This is a genomic window from Thermosulfurimonas sp. F29 (genome assembly GCF_019688735.1).
Classification (GTDB): Bacteria; Desulfobacterota; Thermodesulfobacteria; order Thermodesulfobacteriales; family Thermodesulfobacteriaceae; genus Thermosulfurimonas_A.
Window position 1 is genome coordinate 172,852 of record NZ_JAIFYA010000002.1, and the last position, 21,282, is coordinate 194,133.

Here is a 21,282-nt window from a genome sequence, read left to right on the forward strand (position 1 = left end):
TGCAACCATTGTTATTACGATTTGATAGGAATTATTTGAAAAAATCTCGGAAAAATAGTTAAAATCTCCCTTCCTGTTTCCGAAAGATAAAAAGTATCCTCGAGCCCGATTACCCCTGTTCCCGGAACATGGAGTTTGGGTTCCAGGGCAAGCGTCATTCCCGGGGCAAGCCTGGTCTTCACCCCCGGGGCGAGGGGAGGATCCTCGTCGATGAAAAGTCCCACCCCGTGTCCCACGAAGCCGACGCCCTCCTCACCGTGAGCCATGAAGTAGCGGGACACTCCCAGGCGTTCGGCCTCGCGGAGGGCGGCGAAGTAGACCTCCTCGGCCGGGACTCCCGGACGGAGGGCCGCCTCCGCGGCCTGCATGAGTCTTTCAGAAAGCTCGAAAAGCTCGCGCACCTCTTTGGTTGGCTCGCCCAGGGAGAACATCCGGGTTTGATCCACATAGTAGCCGGCCTCAAAACCGGAAAGATCGCAAAGCACGGGCTCTCCGGGCCGGAGCTTCTTGAGGCTGGCTCCCGAAGGGAAGCCCGGGACTCCCGGCCCCCCTTCTCCGGCCACCATGAAGGAGGGTTCCACGGCTTCCGGTCCGGAAACCAGAAGCCCGGTGGAGAACTCGTTGCCGCGAAAAGAGCGCACGAACCCCGGATGGCCACGAGTTCTCAAAGCAGCCTCGATACGGGAGAGGGCCTCAAGCTCGGTCAGGCCCGGTCGGATCTCCGGGAGAGCCTCCGCAAGGGCCTCGGAGAGGTTTCGGGCCGCCCGGCGCATGCATTCCACCTCGTAGGCGGACTTCCGCCACCGAAGCTCCGCAAGGAGCGGCGAAACATCCCGGAGTTCGAAGTCGGAAAGCACCTCCTGATAACGAAGGAAACGCCCGTGGCTCAGGGCGGAAAACTCAAGCCCTATCCTCTTCACTCCGCATTCCCGAAGCACTCCGGGAAGTTTTCTCAGGGAACGGAAGGTCTCCGCGGGAAGGGAACTTTCCCGCTTGACCCGCTCGAGGGGACGAAACACCAGAAAGCGGACCTCCCGTGGGGTCACCACCAGGTGTCCCAGAGCGAAACTTCCGGTGAAGTAGAAAAGATGAACCGGATGGGTGAGGAGTGCCGCCTCGAGATTTTCCCGCCGGAGGCTCCGGCGCAGGGCCTCAAGGCGTCTTTCGATCTCGATCTTCGGGATCACGCAACCTCTCCGCTATGGCGAGGATGGTTTCGGCGTAGGGTTCGCTGTGATTGTAGGTCATGAGGACCCGCTTCTTCTCCTCCCGGGAAAGCCCCGGACGCCATCCGTGTCGCGCGAGATAATTGGCGGCACTGGCCAGGGCATCGGTGAGGTCGTAAAGATCTATTCGGCCGTCGCCGTTTCCGTCCACGGCGTACTCTCTGAAGCTGCTGGGAACGAACTGGGGATAGCCGAAGGCCCCGAATATGGAGCCCTTGAGGCTCAGAGGATCGAGCCCGTACTTCCCGGAAAGCTCAAGGAGCACCCTTAGTTCCCGGTAGGCCCAGCGGGCCCGGCGGGCCATGATCCGCCTGAGGCGGTCTTCTTCCTCGGGTGAAAGCTCACGCCTCAGGTAGGGTTTCACCCTCTCCCAGTCGGAGGAGACGGCCATGCTGGCCAGCACATTGAAGACCTCGTAGCGACCATGGTGACGCCCCAGATCGGATTCCACCAGAAGAAGGGCCACCAGGATCTCCTTTTCCACTCCGAAGCGTTCTTCCAGCTCCCGTAAAAGCGGGGCGTAATCCCTCAGAAAGGCCCGGGCCCGGGCGATCCTTTCCGGGCGCAGGAACTGTCGGTAGGGAAGCCTGGTTTCGTCCCAGGTGAGCTTGCGGGGCATGATCTGGGGAAGAAAACGCACTCGCGGGTCGGAGAAGAGGCGCTCTATCTTTTCCCGCGGGAGTCCGTCCCGGATCAGACGGACCTTGAGGGGTTCAAACACGGGAGGGACCGCATGCAGGTTCGCCGGAAAGAACACGAGAAGAAGCCCCACGCAAAGAAACCGCATGCTCTCTATCTTAAGGCCTCGCCCAGTTTTTTCCAGAGCCTTCCGAATTCCTCGAGATCGCCGCGCCTCAGGGCCTCCTCGGCCCGGCGATAAAGTTCCCGGAGGAACTCGCGGGTGGCTTCGGCCCGGGGTTTTGCGGCCCTGAGGATTCCGCTGACGGTCCTGCGGGTGCGGTAGGCGGCCCTCTCCAGAGGAGACCCGAAAAGCTCAAGAAGGGCTTCCTCCAGAGTCGGAGCCATGGCGATGCTCCCGCCGTAGGCCACGATGACCCTCTTGAGCTCGGGGATCTGTCCGGTCTCGGACTTAAGGTAAAGAGGTTGCACATAAAGGAGGTTGCCTTCTATGGGGATGACCAGGAGGGTGCCCAGGATGACCCGGCTTCCCCGCTGGTCCCATAGGGAGAGCTGCCGGGAGATGTCCGGATCCTGGTTGATGCGGCTTTCGATCTGCTGGGGACCGTAAACCAGGGTCTGCTTCGGGAAACGATAGACCAGCATCTCGCCGTAGTGTTCCGGATCACAGCGCACGCACATCCAGGCCGAAAGGTTGTTCTTCCTGGCCGGGGTAAAGGGCACCATCAGGATGAATTCGGGTGAGGTCTCCCCGGGCAGTCTCATGATAGTGTAGTAGGCCCTTATGTAACGACGGGGATCCCTGGGGCTTTTAGGGATCTCCCACAGATCCTCCTGATTGTAAAACACCCTGGGATCGGTCATGTGGTAACGGGCGTAGAGCCGGGCCTGAAGGGAGAAGAGCCGATGGGGATAACGGATGTGCCGGCGAAGATCCTCCCGGAGTTCCGAAAGGGGCCGAAAGATCCCGAAGATCTCCTGATAGGTCCGGATCAGGGGGTCCCGGGGATCCTTAAGGTAGAAGCGTACCGTTCCGTGGTAGGCGTCCACCACGGCCAGGGCGGAGTTGCGGATGTAATTGCCCAGGCCCTTTACCCGGCGCGAGTAGGGGAACCGGTCGGAGACCGTGTAAAGATCCACGAACCAGAAGAGACGCCCGTCCTTTCCGATTACCAGATAGGGATCGGGGTCCACCAGCAGAAAGGGGGCCAGACGCTTTACCCTTCCCCGCACCTCGCGATAGTAAAGAATGCGGCTTTCGGATCGGATGTCCCGGGAGAAGAGGAACTTGCTCGTCCCGAAGCGATAGGCAAAAAGGAGGCGGCGGAAGATTCCCCCCACCCGCACCCCGGTCTTTCCCCGATAGGTGGTGTAGACATTTTCCTCCCCGGCGGGATAGTCGAACTCCTTGAGTCGGGTATCCACCACCGCGTAGGTGGTGGTGAGTTCCCCGAAGTAGATCTCCGGGCGTTTCACCCGAAGGTCTATGACCGAGCGCGGAGGGATGTCCTTTATGAGAAGCACCGGAAGCCCCTCCGGGGAGACCTGGTTGACCACCCCCAGGGTGAGGCCGTAGCCGTGGGTGTAGATGAGGTGGAGGTTGATCCAGGACTTGCTGGGTAGATCCTCGTAGGAAAGCTCCCGGGCCGAAAGCATGACCTGCCTGAGTTCCCCGTTTATGAGGTATCGATCGTTGTCCACGGAGACGAAACGATAGTAGGTGCGGATTTCCTGGATCTGGCTGTAGGTTTCGAGCAGGGGCTGATGGTCCCACAGGCGGATGTTCTTTATGGTGGAGGCGTTGCGCTGGAGGTCCGCGTAGGTGAGGGGTTTTCCGAAGCGGAAGGGTTTTTCCACCACCCGATTCAGACCGAACCCCTCCCGGGTGTAGCGGATCTCGTAGGCTATGTAGGTTTTTTCCTTGTCGAGTTCGTTGGGCTGCACCACATACCGGTGAACCACCCCGGGTAGCACCCGGAGCCCCAGAAAGTAGATCAGGGCGTAGCCCAGGGTAAGGCCCAGGAGGATCTCGCGTCTGGGTCTCAGGACGAAAAGGGCCGAGAGCACCGCCGCGGCAAGCGAAAGCAATACCAGGGCGTTCAACGCCGGGAGCACCACCCTGGCCTCGGTGTATCCCGCTCCGAAGACCACGCCGCGTTCGTCGAAGAGGAGGTCCGCCCGATCAAGGAATAGATCGTAGGCCAGGCGCAGGAAAAACAGCGCCAACATCACGGCCAGATAGCGCCGAAAGGTCGGCGTGAGCCTTACCCCCAGAGGTCCACCGCGTTCCAGGTGCCCCTGAGCCAGAAATACGAGCACTCCCGAAAGAAAAAGAAGGGTCCAGAGGGCCAGAGCCGCGTCTCCCAGGTAACGGAGAAAGGGAAGCCTGAACACATAAAAACCCACATCCAGGGAAAGAAGAGGATCCTTCAGCCCGAAGCCCTTCCCGTGAAGGGCCAGAAGGAAGTCACTCCAGAGACCGCGGGAGGAAAGTCCGAAGGACAGGGCCAGGATGAGGGACACCACCCGCAGAAGCAGACGAAACTTTTCCGAAAGGATGCGCCTCAGCCGGGGGTCCAGATATTGGGCCCAGAGCCCACCCCGGGAGGCCTGGCGCTGAACCAGATATCCATGGAGGTAAAATATCAGCCCCGCAAGGAGCGCGGAGACCCCGAAAAGGAGAGCCTCCGCCTGGTAGCGTACCAGAAACACCCGTGCGTAACCCAGATCCCGGAACCATAGATAGTCGGTGTAGAAACGCACGAAGGGGGAGAAAAGTCCAACGGCCAGACCCAGAAGGGCCAGTATGAGAACGGAAAGGCGAACTTTCACGGGGAGGCTTTCTTCTCTCGTGGCTCTTCCACGAGTTTGATGTAGAGATAGAAAATGAAGGCAAAAATAGTGGTGCCTATTAAAATGATGTAAGCTCCTTCCACTCTTAGTCCTCCGGGGGAATTATGAAATAACCCAGGGTTATTATAATCGTTCCTGCGATCACGAAAAGGAGGGCACTTCCTGGGCCCAATCTTGACGAGAGGATAGCCCCCACGAACCCTCCCGTGAGAAAGTACTTTCCCATATCCATCAAAGTCTTTCCCAGTTCCCGTCGGCGTTCGCGGTTCACGGTTTCACCACATTAAGGAGACAGCCGGCAAGGATGATCTCCCGGTCGCGGGTCGTGAGCTCAAGCCGGACCTGGATCTCACCCTTTCCGGGGACCTCGATATGTATACTCTCGGCCCCCTCGGAGAGGGCCTTCCTTATCCCGGGGACGCGGATGCGATCACCGACCGAAAGTCTATCGTAGTCCGCGGGATCCTCCAGCACCACCGGAAGGATCCCGAAGTTTATGAGGTTGGCCTTGTGGATGCGGGCAAAACTCTTGGCGATCTTGAGCCGCACTCCCAGGTAACGCGGAGCCAGGGCCGCGTGCTCCCGCGAGGACCCCTGGCCGTAATTCTCCCCGCCCAGCACCACCACCGCCCGGCCTTTCTCCTTGAGGGCCAGGGCCTTTTTCGAAAATTCCGGATCCAGGGCCGAAAACACATGTTCACTTATGGCCGGGAGGTTGCTTCGCAGGGGAAGGATTTTGGCCCCGGCCGGCATGATGTGATCGGTGGTGATGTTGTCGCCCACCTTGATGAGGATCTCCCCCTCCAGGTCCTCCGGCAGGGGGTCAAACTTCGGAAGGGGCACGATGTTGGGCCCCCGGATGATCTCCACCCTCCGGGCCTCATCATCGGGAAGCGGCGGCACGAGAAGGGTGTCGTTCAGGATGAATCTTTCGGGAAGCCTGATCTCCGGATAATCCCCCAGCTCGCGGGGATCGGTGATCACCCCGCGCACCGCCGAGGCCACCGCGGTCTCGGGGGAGACCAGGTAGACATAGTCCGGACGGGTGCCGGAGCGGCCGGGGAAGTTGCGGGTGAAGGTCCGTAGCGACACCGCCTCCGTGGGCGGGGCCTGGCCCATGCCGATGCAGCCCAGGCACCCGCTCTGGTGGATCCGGGCCCCGCCGTGGACCAGCTTGCGGAATGCCGAAAGGGCCTCGAGGTTTTCCACCACCTGGAGGGAACCGGGATTGATCTCAAGGCAGGTGTCCCGGTGGACGGGATAGCGCCCGAGCACCTCCGCCACCACCAGAAGGTCCCTCAGGGAGGAGTTGGCGCAGGAGCCGATGATGACCTGGGCCACGGGGCGTCCGGCTATCTCGGCCACGGGCTTTACATTGTCCGGTGAGGAGGGACAGGCCGCAAGGGGCTCGAGCGTGGAAAGGTCGAGCTCGATCACCTCGTCGTAACGGGCGTCTTCGTCCGGGAGGATCTCCTCGAAGTCTTCCTCCCTTCCCTGAGCGCGGAGCCAGGCCCGGGTGACCTCGTCCGAGGGAAAGACGCTGGTGGTGGCCCCCATTTCCGTGCCCAGATTGGCGATGGTGGCCCGATCCGGAACGGAAAGTTCCTTGACCCCCGGACCGAAATATTCCAGTATCTTGCCCAGGCCTCCCTTTACCGTGAGTTTCCCTAAGAGCCAGAGGGCCACATCCCGGGCCGAGACCCAGGGCGGAAGTTTTCCGGTAAGATGGACCCCCACGATCCGGGGCATGATCAGGTGGAAGGGCTCCCCGGCCATGGCCATGGCCACATCCAGGCCCCCGGCCCCGATGGCGATCATGCCGCAACCGCCGGCGGTGGGGGTGTGGCTGTCGGAGCCGAGAAGGGTCTTTCCCGGACGGGCAAAGCGTTCCAGATGGACCTGATGGCAGATCCCGTTTCCCGGCCGCGAAAACCAGATCCCGTAGCGGGCGGCCACGGTCTGGAGAAACCGGTGGTCGTCGGCGTTGCGAAAGTCGGTCTGAAGCAGGTTGTGATCCACATAGGAGACCGAAAGTTCGGTCCGCACCCGATCGATCCCAATGGCCTCAAACTCGAGATAGGCCATGGTGCCGGTGGCGTCCTGGGTCAGGGTCTGATCGATGCGGATGGCAATGGGTTCACCCCGCCTGAGACTTCCCTTAACCAGATGCCGCTCGATGATCTTTTCCGCCACGGTGAGTCCCATAGGCGACCTCCTAAAGGGGAAACCGGTAAGAATAGTAAAGGACGAGCCCCTTTTCCTTCACATAGTCTTCCACCGGAGGAGGGGTCTGGTAGGTTACCAGCAGAAGGAATTTCTCCCCGGGAAAGAAACTCTCCAGACGCTTCACCAGGGCCAGGAAGGAATCCACATCCCGCTTGCGAAGTTGCGACTTGCATTCCCCCAGGATCCACACCTCCCGTCCCTCCTTAAGGCCCTTTCCTATGAGGTTCACCTCCTCGTAGCGCCGGGGAGCCACCTCTATGTACCTTCGACGGAGGGGTTCGATCAGCCGGATCCCGAACTCCTCCTCCAGAAGACGCGGAAGGTGGGTGTAGGCCCGATCCTCGAGCATGTAACCCACGCTGTGCTGAAGGGCCCCCAGCATCTCCCGGGTCTTACGGTGTTCCCGAGTCAGTTTGCGCAGTTCCTCCTCGGTGCGCTTCTGGGCCTCGGCGAGTTCCTTCACCACCTTATCCAGATGGTTCACCCGTTCCTCGAGTCGATTCTGTCTTTCGACGAGTTTTCTTATTTCCTCCTCGGTGCGTTTCTGGGCCTCGGCCAGTTCGTTTACCTTCTCCTCGGTGCGTTTCTGGGCCTCGGCCAGTTCGTTTACCTTCTCCTCGGTGCGTTTCTGGGCCTCGGCCAGTTCGTTTACCCTTTCCTCGGTGCGCTTCTGGGCCTCGGCCAGTTCGTTTACCTTCTCCTCGGTACGCTTCTGAGCCTCGGCGAGTTCCTCGATGGCCTTCCAGACCCGCTTGAATTCCTCCTCCGTCCTTTTCCTGAACTCCCTCAGCTCCTCTTCAGTGCGTTTCTGGGCCTCGGCGAGCTCGTTTACCCTTTCCTCGGTGCGCTTCTGTGCCTCGGCCAGTTCCCTGATGGCTTCCCAGGTCTTCTCCTGGGTCTCGGAGAGCCGTTGAAGCTCCGCCTTCACCTCCCGCAGGTCTTCCCTGGAGAGCATACCGGCCCTCTGCTGATCAATTTCCTCCAGAAGGGCGAAAAAGACTTCCCGCAGTCCGGGGTCCAGATTCTCAAGAAGCCGAAAAAGTCGTGCCCTTTGCACTTTAGAGCCTCCCTAAAACTAGACCGTTTCCCCCAGACATTCAGGGACCTCTTTTTTCAGGTTCTCCAGAAGGGCCTCGGCTTCCTCCCTGAGGGGCGAAACCTCCCTCAACGGTTTTACCAGATGAACCAGAAGGTCGGCAAGGCTTGCGCAGAGGAAGATTTCCCGCTCCTCCCCCGGAGTTCCCCGAACCTCGGCGGGAAGCCGACTCTTAAGGACCTCCACGGCCAGGGATTCCGGCCCCCGGTAGCGTACTCCGAAGTAGAGGTGCCGGGCCTTTAGGGCTGCGGAGAGGTTCCTCACCTCCTCCCGGGAAAGGAGTGTAAAGGAGAGATCCTGTGGGGGGATGAGCCCGTGCCGGGGCTTGAGATCGGCCACCAGCGAGGGCTCCCACCGGAGGAGGTAAAGAAGGAGACCCTTCGCAAACTTGAGGTCCAGGTTTTCGCGGATGAGGGTGCGGAGGGCCTCCACCGGGCCGGAGATCAGGAATCGCCGCCGATCAAGACGGTCGGCGGAAAGATCCCGGGGAAGACGCTCGAAGAGTTTGAAAAGCGGGGTCTCGCTCCGGGCCGAGACCTCAAGAACCAGGGGCCGAAGCCCCCCGGGAAGCTCCTTCTCCGGAACCGGCACAAACACCAGTACTCCCCCCCATTATTAATGTGCTCTCTACTCTCCCGGCAAGTGTACTTTATTTTTTCGAGAGACTAAAAAAACTTGCTATAAACGGAAATACAAATCACATATATCGGGAGTGGTTAAATCATAATCACATCCGAGAGCCTGGATAGAGCCTTTAGTGTTATTGCCGTCATCGTATTTGACATCTATCTGTAAGGCCACATCTTCGGGTATATTATCAAAGGAGATCCAGTTTGCCGCTACACCGTTAATAATTCCATAAGCGATACGGATAGCTCCACCGAAAACATTACGCGGGTTAACCCGACCGCTTCCTGCAATTATGTTAGCCAGTCTTAAATGCTCCCAGATTACGCAACTTTCTTGAGTATTGCTATCCGTACAGGTAGAGATAAACCCTCCATTAATTAAACCATTACCATTTCCGTTTACTGTGGAAGTAGTACCGAGATGAGTTTGAGCCTGGGGATCGTCACCGGGCCATGCATTATATTTATCGTAATATGTATAGACTGCGGCCATTATTTCTCGATATTGACTATAGAGCCTGGTGCGTTTTGCACTGTTAATTAATTCCTGACCTTTTAATATCGCACCCAGAAGAATACCGATGATCACCAGCACTATGGCCAACTCTACAAGGGTAAAGCCCTGTGCACTTCTGTTATTTATTTTCATAATAGCCTCCCATTTTAGACTTTTTGTATTCAAAATCATTCTATATTTCAACGCAGGTCTTTGTCAAGTTCGATTTTTCTGATAAAAATTAAGACAAAAATTTCTGTCTTCGAAAAGGAGGAGGCCATGTTCTTTCCGGAGTATCGTCCCCGGAGGTTAAGGCGCACCGAGGCCCTGCGGGCCATGGTGAGGGAGACCGAGCTTTCCGTTAAGCACCTGATCTATCCCCTCTTCATCTGTCCCGGAAAGGGGGTCCGGCAGGAGGTGTCTTCCATGCCGGGGGTCTATCGACTTTCGGTGGACGAGGCCGTAAGGGAAGCCCGGGAGGTTTACGAGCTGGGGGTGCCGGCGGTGATCCTTTTCGGGATCCCGGAAAAGAAGGACGAGATCGGTTCCGAGGCCTACGCCAGGCGCGGCATCGTTCAGCGGGCCATCGAGGCCATAAAAAAGGCCGTTCCTGATCTCGTCGTGGTCACGGATGTCTGTCTTTGCGAGTACACCAGTCACGGTCACTGCGGGATCATTCGGAACGGGGAGGTGGACAACGACGCCACCCTCGAGCAGCTCGCCCGCACGGCGGTCTCGCACGCCCGGGCCGGGGCCGACATCGTGGCCCCCTCGGACATGATGGACGGCCGGGTGGGCCGGATACGGGAGGCCCTCGACGAGGCCGGATTCCCGAATGTGGCCATCCTTTCCTACGCGGTGAAGTACTGCTCGAGTTTTTACGGCCCTTTTCGGGAGGCCGCGGATTCGGCCCCGCAGTTCGGCGACCGGCGCAGCTACCAGATGGATCCGGCCAACGCTCGCGAGGCCCTGCGGGAGGCGGCCATGGACATAGAGGAGGGTGCGGACATCATCATGGTCAAACCGGCCCTGCCCTATCTTGACATCATCCGGGCCCTGCGGGAGGAATTCAATCATCCCATCGCGGCCTACCAGGTGAGCGGGGAGTACGCCATGATCAAGGCCGCGGCCAAACTCGGCTGGCTCGATGAGGATAGGGTTATGATGGAAAGCCTCCTTTCCATCCGTCGTGCCGGGGCGGACCTCATCATTACCTACTTCGCCAAGGAGGTGGCCCGGAAATTCGGTACATCTTAGTCTCTTGTGTTGACAAGATATCTGGAGAGATTATTTTTTTATAAAAATTTTAAGATGAGGAATAAAATGTTATCCAAAGATAGAATCAATTTTTACCGAAACCTTGGATTAAAGATCACCCCTCAGAGGCTGGCCATTCTGGAGTATCTCGAGGGCAATACCTCCCATCCCACCGCCGAAGATATATACCGTCATGTAAGTCAGCAGTTTCCGAGCATGTCTTTTGCCACGGTTTACAATACTCTGGAGGCCCTTAAGGAAAAGGGCCTGGTTATGGAACTTCATGTGGAGGGTGGGAAAAAACGCTTTGATCCCAATACCGAACCTCATCACCACTTCTATTGTCTTTCTTGTGGGCGAATTATTGATATCTATGGGGAGGTGAGGGCCGACATACCGGAGCAATATTCCAAAAAACTGGAAATTTATGGTTTAAGAGTTTTATTTCTCGGCAAATGCGATAAATGTTCCTGACTTATCCGAAATATTTCATTTTTATTTCTTCTTACCGAAACCGAAAGGTGATACGGCAAGATTTTTCCTTTAACGACCCTCTTGACTTATCATTTCCATTCATCTAAAACGGAACCTAAGGCAATCTCAAATTATAAGGAGGGCGGTATGAATAAGGCGGAATTGGTTTCTAGAATGGCTGATATCTCGGGAATGACCAAGGCATCCGTGGAGAAGGCTTTGAATGCATTTATTGAAGCCGTAACGGAGGCCCTGCAGAAGAACGATAAGGTCACCCTGGTGGGGTTTGGTACCTTCATGGTGGCCGAACGGGCGGCTCGAAAGGGGCGCAATCCCCGGACCGGTGAGGAGATAAAGATTCCGGCCCGCAAGGTGGTAAAGTTTAAGCCCGGAAGTGCCCTTGAAGCGGCGGTGAGTAAAAAAAAGAAATAATCAACATGAAATAACCTTCGATTTTTTTTTCTAAATACGGGAGGGGAAAAATCCCCTCCCTTTTTATCTTTTCCTGGCTGGAAGTAGGTCCTTTACTGGAAGCGGACAGTTGTAGTATATTCTTTTTCTCCCCGTAAGTAGGTAATCTTTACTGAATCCCCTTTATCCTTGAAGGTCAATATCAGGCGCAAATCCTCTACACCGGAGATAGCCTCTCCGTCGGCCCGGAGTATAATGTCTCCTTTTTTAAGACCGGCTTTAGCAGCCGGGGATTTTTCTTCCACCTGCACAATCTTAACCCCTGTTTTTTCCTTTTTGATCCAGACCCCCAGGCGAGCGGTAAAGGGCCTTTTCGCCGGTTCCGGATAAAGAATAAAGTCAGCAAATCCGGACGAAATTCTTTCGTTCCCTCCCAGAACCAGGGTAACCAGGGAACGAATTCCTCGTCTCTTCAATCTGGAGGGAATACCGAATCCGTACATAATATGCCCTTTTCCGGCCAGAATGACCAACTGATAATCCGGATGTGCCTGGAGCCAGCGATAGGCCGCCTCGGCCATACCTTCGTCCCACAGGATCTGGGCTTCATAAAAATATTCGAATTTGGGGAATCTCTTGATAAATTCTCGATGTTTTTGATAAATCTTAAAAAGATAGGCTCGATATGAGGGATTATCCAGTTTCATTTCCGGAAGGGAGGCCTTCTCCTCAAGACTGAGGCCTTCAAGCCCGGATTGGGCTACTTTTTTGGTCAATTCCGAGGGGACATTAAGGGCTACCAGGGGTATCCCGTTCCGGCGAGCAAAGAGAACTATGGGACGATAAAGCTTCCAGTCAAAGCGCCATCTCTTGAAGTATTCGGTCTTTTTTAAAAACTCCTTTTCATTAATGGATCCTGCAATAAAGAGATCCAGATATTTTTGAAAGGGTTGCTGAAACATTTCGAGCCCGATGGCCAGGCGATGTCCCTCCCGGTACAGAGTTCGGATGATCTCCAACTGCGTCAGATGATGCTCGTACCGATCATGTTCTTCTCCGATAAGAATAACCCTATATAGACCGATCCTCCTGATTATTTCCTGAAGCGGTAAAAGATCCTTGAGGGGGAGCCCGGTGGTTTCGGTGGAAAGCGGAAGCCTGATACCGTTCTCTCCTTCGGAACGAACCTTTTCAAGCAACCTTCCCTGGCGAAAAAGGAGACGTTTGTAACGCCATAGGTGCTCAAGGCGGGGTAGGACCCGCTTTATTTCTTCCGCCTCCGTAGCCCGGACGAAAAGGAGGGCCTTTCCGGGATAGTAAGGACTTTTGCTGACTTCGAGATAAAATCCCGGCTTTAGTTCACGGTTATTCTCAAAAAGGAAATTTAGAACCCCGGGCTTTTGTCCCATAAAAATAACATTTTCGTTGCTTAATTCGCTTTCCGTGAATGTTTTCCAGGTCACCCTGTAGCCCAGGTGCTGGAAATAATGAACCAACGGACGATAAACAGGCCATTTTTCTCTGGAAATAACCACCTTTCCCCCGGAGGACAGGATTAATCCCAGAGTGGGCGGGATTTCCGAATCTTCCAGTTTGCGCCAGATGGTATATTCCGGATCAAGAAGTACCTCTTCCGGAGAAAAATTCAGAGATAATTCAAAATCCTTCCGGATCCCCGAAATTTCTATTTGTGTATGAATGTCTTTTCCGGATCCCTTGATAACGATGGGAACCCGGAGTCTGTAAAAGGGAGGATCCTGGTAAAGGGTTAATCCCAAACGATATTTTCCCTTTTCGTCCCTGAATAGATACCGTTTGGCTAGATGCAGAACGGGTTCTCCCTTCCTTTCGACCCACTCCTGAAAAAAAGGGGAGAGGTCATGTCCCGCTCGGGCCGAAAAGGTCCTTTCCAGGTCGTCCCAGTCCGCTTCTTTAAAAAGAAAACGGTTCACAAATTCCCTCAGACTTTCCTGAAAGACCCGCCTTCCCAGCTTTTGTTCAAGCATGTAGAAAAGGAACGCTCCCTTTCCGTATCCTATAGCTTGAGCGCAGCGATTCGTTCTCCGTATAAAACGGGAGAGAGGAAAGAGGTCCTCATTCCCGCACCAGGTCTCGTGAGCGATGAGGAGATCCTTTCGGTATCTCACCCCCTTTCCCCTTTTTTCCGCCTGTCTCCAGTCCCCGAGATAGGTTACCAGACCTTCTGACCAGTTGGCCTTTCGGGGATAAACTCCACATCCGAACCACTGATGCAGAATTTCATGAGGTAGGGAGGTTTCCGGAATAAAGGGAAGTCGAAGGACCCTTTCACCGAAAAATATCAGCGTGGGATAAGCTTCCCCTAACTCTTTACTTATTTCCACAATAGAAAGACGTCGATAGGGGAAAGCCCCCAGCAGGTTTTTGTACTCCTCAATGTAGGCAAGAGAGCGTTTCAGGTAATTTTCGGCAAGCTCCGGATCCGGTTTTTTCAGATAAAGGGCTACGGTAAGAGATCCCCGGGTGCGATAATAATATTCGTATTTTCCGTAAACCAGAGGAGGAGGGGGGGCGGGATGGTTCAGGATAAAAGTATAAATCCTGCGGCGTTTTAGGGTCTTGATTGCCAGCCGTTCGGCCGAGGAGATGGCCTTTAGACCGGCGGGAAGTTCCACGGTAAGGGTGTAATAGGCCAATCCCTCAGGGGAAGGGAACCATGTTCCGAACAGGAGTCCTTCCCGTATTCCCAGGAAGCCCCCTCTTTCCTTCCATTCGGCCGGGGGAAAAATTCCCCTGAAAAGGATCTCCAGTTTTTCCGTCTTACCCACGGTTAGGATCCGTAACTGACCTTCTTCCACTTCCGGCCGGATGGGCCGTCCACCCAGAAGCACCCTGCCCAGGTAGAGATTCTTTACCAGGATCCTGTTTACCCGATTTCGAGGGAGTTCAATCAGACACCTCCCGCTCAGAGTATGTCTTTCCGGATTGACCCTGACCCATACTTTAACCCTGGGGAGCCGGGAAGATGAAAGTCCGGTAGAACTTAAGAGGAGGAGTACAAATAGACTAAACGAGAAAGTTAGCCACCACTTCCGGCAAAAAACCGAAGTGAAAATGGATGTAAGAGGCCACGAGATTTTCCCGGACCACCCCGAAGGTTTCCACCGTGCGTCCTTCCGCATCTCTCACCTCTAAGCCGGAGAGTTCGCCTTTGAGGACCATACTATACCGGAATTCGTGGCCCCTGGCGAGCGAGCCTTTGGGAAATAAGAAACTGTCCCGGAGAAAACGCACCTCCCGGTACCCCAGAGAGCGCAATCTCCTTTCCATGCGCGCCACTCCGGGAAGGATACCCATCATGGGATAAAAGGTTCCCCCGGTTTCTATACCCTCCAGAAGAAACATGAAGCCCCCGCATTCGGCGAGCACCGGAAGCCCCTCCTTTATTCTGCGTAGAAGGGTATTCCTGAGATCCGTCCTCCGGGAGAGCTCCTCCGCAAATAGTTCCGGATATCCCCCTCCCAGATATAGGGCCTCCGCCTCCTCGGGAAAGGGGTCCCTCAGAGGGGAAAAGAAGAGGATCTTCGCCCCGGCCTCCTCGAGAAGATCCAGGTTTTCCCGGTAATAGAAGGAAAAGGCCCGATCCCGGGCCACGGCCACTTTTTTTCCCGGGATGACCGCAGGGGTGAGCGGGGAGGAGGGGTGGGGCAGGGCAAGGGGTTTTTCGCAGGCCCGATACAGGACGAAGTCCAGGTCCACCCTTCGGATGAGGGTCTCCCCCCATTGCTCGAGTCTTTCCTCCAGGTCCATTTCCTCGGCCTGTACCAGCCCCAGGTGCCGGGAGGGAAGGGCCAGGATTTCCTCCCGGGGAATGGCCCCCAGCACCGGGAGATCCAGCCCGGAGACGGCCCGGCGGAGGATCCTTTCGTGTCTGGCGCTTCCCACGCCGTTAAGGATGACGCCCAGGAAGGTGAGTTCGGGATCGTATTCCAGAAGCCCCTTGAGGAGGGCCGCGGCGGTGGCCGAGAGGCTTTTGGCCGGAAGCACGATGAGCACCGGAAGCTCCAGGATCCTGGCCACCTCGGCGGTGGAGGCCCGGGGGGTCCCTCCGATCCCGTCAAAGAGCCCCATGACTCCCTCCACCACGGCAAGATCCGCCCCGCGCATCCCGCGGGACATACTCCTCCGCAGGGCCTCACCCGGGCAGAACCAGGCGTCCAGGTTGTAGCAGGGCCTCCCTGCGGCTCTTTCGAGATAGGCGGGATCTATGTAGTCCGGCCCCACCTTGAAGGGGGCCACGGTAATTCCCTTTCGCCGAAAAGCCCTGATGAGCCCGCAGGCGACAACCGTCTTCCCCGCCCCGCTCCAGGGCGCGGCGATTACAAAGCCACGGACCTTACTTAAGTTCATAGCCCACCGCAAGCCAGGCGTAGTCCTGTGTTCCGGGTTTGAAGGCCGCTACCTCGACATGGTAAAAACGGACTATGAAGAAACGCCGGTCTATGATCTTACAGTAAGCATCGTAGTTCCCGTAGGTTCCCCGGTGATAGTAGTCCGAGGCAAGGTCTTCCGGGACGGAGTGAGAGGGATTCGCCGGGGGAGAAGGGCAATCTCCTCTCGCACAGGCTTTTCGGATTTCCTCTAGGCAGACCAGGGCTTCGCCTCTGGCTGCCTCAAGGGCGGTGCTGTATCTTTTTAAGGAGCCGGAAAACCTGGCTCCGTAGAACATTAGAAGGCTTACCCCCAACACCATGACCAGGGCGGCCAGGGTATAAATCAGGGTGGAGACCAACACGAATCCCCGGCGTTTACCTCTCACAAGGTTCTCCTTTCCAGGTTTTCGAGGGGCGAGTACACTCGAATAATCCTCCAGCGATAACCATCGGAGGGAGCCCGCAGAACTTCGTTCACCGGATAACTTATCGGAAATTCGGTAACGGACACGCTCCCGGCCTGACTCTTCCCCTCCTGAACCAGGAGGTATACGATCACCCGCCGGGCCCGGCGAATCTCCCCGGAGGAAAGGCCCGAGGAGGTCTCACGCCAGGTAAGGGTCCCGTTTCCTGAAAGATCAAGGCCCACATAAACCCTCATGGCCGCCACGCAATCGAGCACCGGATACGGTCCTCCCGCCGCTCCCACCTCCTCCCTTTCGAGAACGCGGGTACCCTCTGCGCAATAGTCCGGAACATCTGTGGCTTTCAGGAAATAACGCACCGTGGTGGTACCGTTATAAGCGAATACGAAGTAGAAAGTCTTTTCCGGACATCCGTCGCAATTACAGGAACAGTTCAAAGGATAGAGTTCATCGTCCAGGGTGATGCAGGATTCCGCTTCCGTAAAGTCACCTTTTCCAAGGTTGTAAGGGGTTCCATCGAAGCAGTAGCCCCAGCTCAGGGCCCTGCGGCTATCAATATTGGCCGCGGTGGAAAGAAGGGTGATCTCGGTGTCGTTCCAGGAAAGGATTGGACTGGTTTCGTTTGCGGGAATTCCGAAACCGGTCAGAGAAAGATCTTTTCGGAGGATTTCGATACTCACCGCCTCGGAGAGCTCGCTCTCAAGAACGGTTACTTTTCGGACATACTGCCTGAGAAGAATCTGATAGACCTCAAGAAAGGCTCCCAGGGCCAGAAGCCCTATCACCAGGGCTACCAGAAGCTCCACCAGGGAAAGTCCCCGGGTCTTATTCCTTCGTCTCATAAGGGGTTATCCAGGTGCGCATTTCCATTTCTTTTTGAACTCCCCGAAAAGAATATTCTACTCTCACGAAGACTTCCGTTCCGTTTCCGATAAGGGAAGGATCGGTAAAAGTCAGGAGGAAGTCCTTGGAGAGATTCTTTATTCGGTAGGTGTAATTTCCCGTGCAGGTCCCGCCCCCGCAGTCGGTGAAACCGAAACAGGGAGCGCCCAGACGCAGTTCCTCCAGACAGGCCGCGGCCAGGCGTGCAGCCTCCCGGCGGAAGACGGATTCCAGTTCCCTGCTCACGAAGATTCTCATGGCCTCGAGAATTCCCACGGCTATGATGAGAAGAATCATGAGACTCACCATGACCTCCACCAGGGAGTACCCCTTTAGCGACAGTTTTCGTCGTTGCACGGCCCGCCGCTCCAAGTTCCAAAGGATATTCTTACCCTGTTTATTTTGATACAGTTTCGCACCGTCAGGGTCCCGTTATCCTCCGGGCAGATGCTCATGAGATTAGAGGTGAATCCTTCGGGCTTAAAGAGAATATATCGACTTCGGAGGCTGTGCTGGAAAGTATTTCGTAGATTTATAACCTTTATCCGGAGGTCATCTCTATCCTCTATGTCTTCGTCCAAGGGGGAGGAGGCGTCGCAGCGTATTTCAAGGGTATCGAAGGTTTCTCCTCCGAACCATACCCCGCAGGCCCGTTTGCGGACGAAGGCCAGCCTCTGGGCCTCTTTTAAGGAGGCGTAAATCCTTTCCAGATCCCGTTTAAGGAACCAGCGATGGAGCACTCCCTGAATCCCCGAAAGTCCGAAACCGGCCAGAACCACCAGCAGAGCCATCACCACCAGAAGTTCTATCAAGGTCAAACCCTTTACCGGCTTCACTTTTCGAACCAATAGATTATCCGCCCCCGCAGTCCCTCCCCGGGAGAAACCAGAAGGGGCGGGGAAGGGGAAGGCGTGCCCACGAACCACCGGGTGGCTCTTCCGCCTTTTAAGGGAAAGTTCTCCGGTTTGATTTCTATTTTCTCTATGTTTCCCCGAGAGAGCTGCAGAAAGAGTGTGCCCACGGCCCGGGTGATGGAGGAGCCGTTGTCGCATTCCATGGCTAACACCCTGGTCCTTCCTCCGAATCCGCAAACATCCGCGGTGGGTTCCATGGTGACGAATAAGGAAATGTTGTCTTTGAAGAGGGGATCGGTGATAGAACGCTCCTTACCGTAGGTGATTCCTCCCACGGTTTCTCCGAGATCCAGAGTTACGGACCACTCGCCATTTAATTCCGTAGAGGCGGCCCAGTTATTTGTGGGATCCAGTTTAATTCCTCCCAGAGTTTCCCTTCCCTCGCCAGATGGATCCTCTTTATAAAACCAACGGCCTGTAGCGTAGTAAATCCACGGTGCCCCTTTACACTTTCCCGCAAGTACCCGTGTAGTTACGGGACCTATATCGGTTTTGTAAACCTGAAAAGTCCATTCTAATGAATTAGACGAGTTCACCACCGCCGCCGCAACAATTCCCTTCCAGCTTTGGGTGGAGTTGTCCCAGTAGGTCAGTCCAAAGGGGACGAGATCCGTGTTTCCGTCCTCGTTGTAGTCCAGGCCGGAGGTAAAAAGGCGGCCTCCGAAGCCCTTGGTCGAAGAACTCAATCCCAGTGGAGAGTTTAAGTCTATTTCGTATATTTTGGGTTTGGGATTAATATCTTCTGTATAAGCCACGGTGTAATTGTCGGGATCCAGCTCCAAAACGAAGGCCCTCGGCGGCAGAGCAGCACTTCCGTTGTAGCTGGTAGGTCCGGAAAGGAACATTACAAAGGGTGTACCTTGATAATAAATCAGGGCCGGACCGGAGAGGGTGAAGCCCAGATCCGGATCGGCGAATTCCCACAGAAATTTGGGATCTTCAGGATCGGTTACATCCAGGGCGAAGTAGGAGGAAAGCCCCACACAGGAATTAGAGTCCGGTGAATATCTGCCCGGGCTCGGACAGGTGTCTTCCGGGGGGATAACACAATTAGTGGCATTATCACACCCGACCGCTCCTCCCAGGCGCATTCCTCCGATGAGGATCAGTTTCTCCGGGCGCCCATCCCGATTTCGATCCACCGGGTAAAGGAAGGGTTCCAGGTCTACATAGTAAAGGTGACAGTATCCCGGATCGGCAAGGTAGCGCAGGTAGGGAAGGGCGTTTTTCGGAGCAAAGGCCCAGAGCTCTTCACCCAGACGATTCGTCGTACAAAGAATATTCGTATCGTCGCAGATTCTGGCTAGCTGTCCCTTCCCCAGGCCGTCGTAGCGTTTCTTTCCCAGTCTAAAGGCATGGAGCAGGCCGTCGTTGGCCCCCACATAGACCACGGAATAACCGGGATAGTCCACCACGAGGGGGGTGGAATATACTATGTCTCCCAGTTTCCAGGTCCTGTTTTCGGTGCCCACCGTAAAGGTCCGGTTTCTCCAGCCGGGCTGATCCTTTCCGTAGATGTAGTCTATAAGGTCCACCACCGCCAGACCGTTTTCTGAAAAAGTCACCCCTCGAAAACTTTCCCCGTTCTCGTCAACATAACCGTCTTTGTCCTCGTCTCCTAAAAGGGAATAATCCCTTTGGGATAGGTCCACCAGTTCGTAAGTTGCATTAGTAAGGTCTACCGGGGTTTCGGGAAAGAGGGAATTCAAGGCGGCGGGGGTGTAGATCTTCCTCTCGTCGGCCCGGGTCTGGGAGAGTTTCCTTCCGGCCTCCCAGACCTTGACGGGGGAGTTCTCTCCGGTGAGGGTGTTAAGATGGAGGTAGGTCTCTTTTGGGGTGCGGGAGGCCTCGGTGCCGTTGCAGGCACTTTCGTAGGCCTTTATGGTGGTTTCTCCGGTGGCATTTTCTACGACGAAATGTAAGATGTAGTCTCCACCGGGCTCTCCCGTGGGAGAACACAGGTCCAGAATTTTGTTTTCCACCGTGTCCTCTCGGATGTTCCTGTTCGTGCCGAAGGCGTATAGCCAAAAGACATTCACGAACCCCGCCCAGGTAAGATCACTCTCCGGCACCTTCGGATAGAACACGGCCTGTATCAGGTTTACTCCCACTTCACGCTTCTGGGTCTGAGCCGACACCGAAGTGCCGGCCGAGGCCCTGGCGAGGATGCTGCGTAGAAAACGGAGTAGATAGTTCTTTATCTGGATGGCCGTGGAGGCCTTGAGAAATGTGTCCGGCTGACCGTCCCCGTTTTGATCCCAATCCGGAGAGGAAGAGGGCAGAGGAGTACAAGCGCTGCCTTTACCACAGTTGGGTTCACTACAACAATCATCCATACGACAGGTGTCTTGTGGATATCCTGTAAGATCGTCGGGCCAGTCTCCGTGATTCAGATCAAAGGATCCGTACATGGCTACATTTTTGAGGGACTGTTCTCCGGTACCCCCTAAAAAGAGTCCCAGGGCGTAAACCTGCTGGACGCGGATGTCGGCTCCGTTCAAAGTCCGGAGCACATCATGGTGCATGCGGTAGGCCGGAACCACCGGATCCGCGGAATTGTCTTCATAGCCCGTATCTATACTACAGGATGGAGTATTCCACTGACCATCGGAGGCCAGGATGACGAAATTTTTGGCACAGGGCACCGCGGTACAATTAGTGTGGTCGTACGCGCAAAAGTACTGCGGGTCCTTGTAGGTTCCGGGGGCGAGGTCGAAGTCGTTGGCATAGTTATGGTCGTCCTGTTGTTTAAAGTAATCGTAGGCCTCCCACATGGCCGGGCCTGTACTTGTTCTTCCATCAGGAGATATGTAATTTATGAACCGTATAAGGTGGGTATAAGGATGGTCCGGGTCGGCGTTCCCGGGCTGGCCAAAACCGGTGTAGGGATAATCTCCCAAATAAATCTTTTCTGCCCTGATCTGAGTAGAGTAAAAAAGGGCCCCAAAGCGAGGGCGGGGGCTCTGCTTCTCCATCTCCTGGAGGACACCTTTAATCCTGCTTGTAGGGACTTCTACCAACTCTCCTGAATAAGTTTCTAGAGTACAGGTGTTTTCGTTGCAGGAACTGCTCAGGGCAGGATCACAGTTGGGATCATCAAGACCGTTACATGCCTCTGGCCTTCCTCCGGTAAGAGCCCATCTTAGGAGATCTATCCGAGTCATTAGAGCGAAATTTAATTGGTTGCCAGAACAGATTCCCGAGGGAGAGAAAATAATGTAACACCCCCTCCTGGTATAAAATACTTGGCCATTTAAATTGCAGTTTATGGGATCGGTGGTTTCTTTCCATATACCTTCTATCTCTTTGTAATGTTTCTCAGGGATGAAGTATCCTTCGTAA

At 55.6% G+C, this 21,282-nt stretch carries 17 protein-coding genes; 3 read left to right on the plus strand and 14 right to left on the minus strand.

Annotated features, from left to right (window positions below; genetic code table 11):
• Positions 1-14: 14 nt before the first annotated feature.
• The 7 genes from K3767_RS05465 to K3767_RS05495 all read right to left on the minus strand — a co-directional run bounded on the left by K3767_RS05465 (position 15) and on the right by K3767_RS05495 (position 9,318).
• A complete protein-coding gene (locus tag K3767_RS05465) occupies positions 15-1,187 on the minus strand; it encodes a Xaa-Pro peptidase family protein (RefSeq protein WP_221172560.1) in 1,173 nt (390 codons plus the stop codon).
• Positions 1,153-2,013 carry a lytic murein transglycosylase gene (locus K3767_RS05470; RefSeq protein ID WP_221172561.1) on the minus strand — a complete coding sequence of 287 codons (861 nt, stop codon included), beginning with the start codon at positions 2,011-2,013 and terminating at the stop codon, positions 1,153-1,155. Before K3767_RS05470 ends, K3767_RS05465 begins: the two co-directional genes overlap by 35 nt.
• A 5-nt stretch (positions 2,014-2,018) precedes the next feature.
• Positions 2,019-4,697, minus strand: coding sequence for a UPF0182 family protein (locus K3767_RS05475; protein ID WP_221172562.1), 2,679 nt, complete (start codon positions 4,695-4,697; stop codon positions 2,019-2,021).
• 288 nt (positions 4,698-4,985) lie between these two features.
• Positions 4,986-6,923, minus strand: a complete 1,938-nt coding sequence (locus tag K3767_RS05480) for an aconitate hydratase (protein WP_221172563.1) — start codon at positions 6,921-6,923, stop codon at positions 4,986-4,988.
• Positions 6,924-6,933: 10 nt separating this feature from the next.
• Positions 6,934-8,001 carry a hypothetical protein gene (locus tag K3767_RS05485; RefSeq protein WP_221172564.1) on the minus strand — a complete coding sequence of 356 codons (1,068 nt, stop codon included), beginning with the start codon at positions 7,999-8,001 and terminating at the stop codon, positions 6,934-6,936.
• Positions 8,002-8,019: 18 nt separating this feature from the next.
• Positions 8,020-8,637, minus strand: coding sequence for a hypothetical protein (locus K3767_RS05490; RefSeq protein WP_221172565.1), 618 nt, complete (start codon positions 8,635-8,637; stop codon positions 8,020-8,022).
• A gap of 81 nt (positions 8,638-8,718) precedes the next feature.
• Positions 8,719-9,318, minus strand: a complete 600-nt coding sequence (locus K3767_RS05495; protein WP_221172566.1) for a type II secretion system protein — start codon at positions 9,316-9,318, stop codon at positions 8,719-8,721.
• Positions 9,319-9,444: 126 nt separating this feature from the next.
• Here K3767_RS05495 and hemB point away from each other — a divergent pair, with 126 nt between their 5' ends.
• From hemB to K3767_RS05510, 3 genes are all read left to right on the plus strand, one after another.
• On the plus strand, positions 9,445-10,422 hold the full coding sequence (gene hemB, locus K3767_RS05500; RefSeq protein WP_221172567.1) for a porphobilinogen synthase: 978 nt from the start codon (positions 9,445-9,447) through the stop codon (positions 10,420-10,422).
• Between the two features lie 54 nt (positions 10,423-10,476).
• Entirely contained in the window at positions 10,477-10,896 is a 420-nt protein-coding gene (locus K3767_RS05505) for a Fur family transcriptional regulator (protein ID WP_255592304.1), read from the plus strand.
• Between the two features lie 81 nt (positions 10,897-10,977).
• Entirely contained in the window at positions 10,978-11,328 is a 351-nt protein-coding gene (locus tag K3767_RS05510; RefSeq protein ID WP_255592305.1) for an HU family DNA-binding protein, read from the plus strand.
• Positions 11,329-11,420: 92 nt separating this feature from the next.
• Here K3767_RS05510 and K3767_RS05515 read toward each other — a convergent pair whose 3' ends face one another.
• The 7 genes from K3767_RS05515 to K3767_RS05545 form a co-directional block, all read right to left on the minus strand.
• Positions 11,421-14,114 (minus strand): ChaN family lipoprotein, encoded by a 2,694-nt coding sequence (locus K3767_RS05515; protein ID WP_221172569.1) that lies wholly within the window; start codon positions 14,112-14,114, stop codon positions 11,421-11,423.
• Positions 14,115-14,352: 238 nt separating this feature from the next.
• On the minus strand, positions 14,353-15,696 hold the full coding sequence (locus tag K3767_RS05520) for a cobyrinate a,c-diamide synthase (protein ID WP_221172570.1): 1,344 nt from the start codon (positions 15,694-15,696) through the stop codon (positions 14,353-14,355).
• Positions 15,683-16,105, minus strand: coding sequence for a hypothetical protein (locus tag K3767_RS05525; RefSeq protein ID WP_221172571.1), 423 nt, complete (start codon positions 16,103-16,105; stop codon positions 15,683-15,685). Before K3767_RS05525 ends, K3767_RS05520 begins: the two co-directional genes overlap by 14 nt.
• Entirely contained in the window at positions 16,102-16,986 is an 885-nt protein-coding gene (locus tag K3767_RS05530; protein ID WP_221172572.1) for a PilW family protein, read from the minus strand. Before K3767_RS05530 ends, K3767_RS05525 begins: the two co-directional genes overlap by 4 nt.
• Positions 16,970-17,383: a prepilin-type N-terminal cleavage/methylation domain-containing protein gene (locus tag K3767_RS05535; protein WP_221172573.1), complete on the minus strand. Its 414-nt coding sequence runs from the start codon at positions 17,381-17,383 to the stop codon at positions 16,970-16,972. Before K3767_RS05535 ends, K3767_RS05530 begins: the two co-directional genes overlap by 17 nt.
• Positions 17,359-17,952: a prepilin-type N-terminal cleavage/methylation domain-containing protein gene (locus K3767_RS05540; RefSeq protein ID WP_255592306.1), complete on the minus strand. Its 594-nt coding sequence runs from the start codon at positions 17,950-17,952 to the stop codon at positions 17,359-17,361. The genes K3767_RS05535 and K3767_RS05540 overlap by 25 nt, the downstream gene beginning before the upstream one ends.
• The gene (locus tag K3767_RS05545) at positions 17,859-20,840 is read right to left on the minus strand and encodes a pilus assembly protein (protein ID WP_221172575.1); all 2,982 of its coding nucleotides are present in this window, start codon (positions 20,838-20,840) and stop codon (positions 17,859-17,861) included. The genes K3767_RS05540 and K3767_RS05545 overlap by 94 nt, the downstream gene beginning before the upstream one ends.
• Positions 20,841-21,282 lie beyond the last annotated feature (442 nt).